The 1,045-nt window shown below is 50.0% G+C and carries 2 protein-coding genes; both read left to right on the top strand.

What is annotated here, in order from left to right; all coding sequences use genetic code 11:
* Nucleotides 1-108 precede the first annotated feature (108 nt).
* Nucleotides 109-471 carry a hypothetical protein gene (locus ACFT9I_RS40340; RefSeq protein WP_382572894.1) on the top strand — a complete coding sequence of 121 codons (363 nt, stop codon included), beginning with the start codon at nt 109-111 and terminating at the stop codon, nt 469-471.
* 72 nt (nt 472-543) lie between these two features.
* On the top strand, nt 544-1,045 hold a 502-nt coding region (locus ACFT9I_RS40335; RefSeq protein WP_382572893.1), incomplete at its 3' end, for a response regulator transcription factor.

Here is a 1,045-nt window from a genome sequence, read left to right as displayed (position 1 = left end):
GTCTTATAGGCATGAATAGGGTTAGCCGCTACCGTTGTTTATCTCTTCATTCAACGAGTAATTAAGATGGTTTTGCCTCTTGTGTCGGCTAGGAAGATGAGGACGTTAGTGGTTGATCAAGACATTGAGCAACGGCGTTTTGTCGAGAGATCACTGACCGCATTGGGCTACTACCGTACGACGACCGCGAGCTGTTTTGAGGAGTTGATTGCGCTGACGCATTATTCTCCCAGTCTTGCTGAACGTTTCGACTTACTGATAGTCAGCGCTAGTATTTTTACCAAACGCAATATGTACTGGTTTGATTTCTGCTTGGGTAATGCCCGTTTGAAACACGTATTGGTTTCCGATTCGGATAAGCGTTCGAATGAGATCGAGCGTTTTACCGATCGCTCAGATCAGCACGTGTGGCGGGTCCAAGATGTGAATACCCACGTACTGCGCACCCTTATTCCGTGCATCGACTTTTGAAGGCGCGGGCGCAGCCTCAATCGGCCTTTCAACCGAACTGGTTGAAGAGCTGCTCAAGGAAGGAGAAGCAGAATGAATAACCGTGTAATTATTGTCGATGATCATCCTCCTATCCGGATGGCTCTGCGATTGCTGCTCTCTAGTGAGGGTTACAACGTGGTGGCGGAAGTGGGCGACGGGGCCGAGATTGTGGCGCTGGTTGAGACGCATGAGCCTTCGATCGTTATTTTGGATCTCGGCCTGCCTGATAGGGGCGGCCTGTCGATATTGCAGCAATTAGCGGCCCTACAAATTCCCGTCAAAATCGTGGTCTTCACTGGGCAGACTTCAAGCGAAATGACCGAACGCTGCCGGCAAATGGGCGCCCATGGTTTTATCAGTAAAGCGGCGTCATTGATGGAAGTGGCCAATGCGCTTAGAACAGTACGTGCTAATGATGAAAGTTTTTTTTGCTGGTCCGGTGTACCAGCCGTCGACGAAATGGCACCTCAATCAGCGCAAATAGCGCGGCTGTCCTCGCGCGAATACAACGTAATGAAGCATCTGTTGCAGGGTATGAAGGGTAAAGATATTG

The organism is Streptomyces sp. NPDC057137 (assembly GCF_042670825.1).
Classification (GTDB): domain Bacteria; phylum Actinomycetota; class Actinomycetes; order Streptomycetales; family Streptomycetaceae; genus Streptomyces.
Note: the sequence above shows the minus strand (reverse complement) of the source record. Positions and strands in the feature narration are given on the sequence as shown.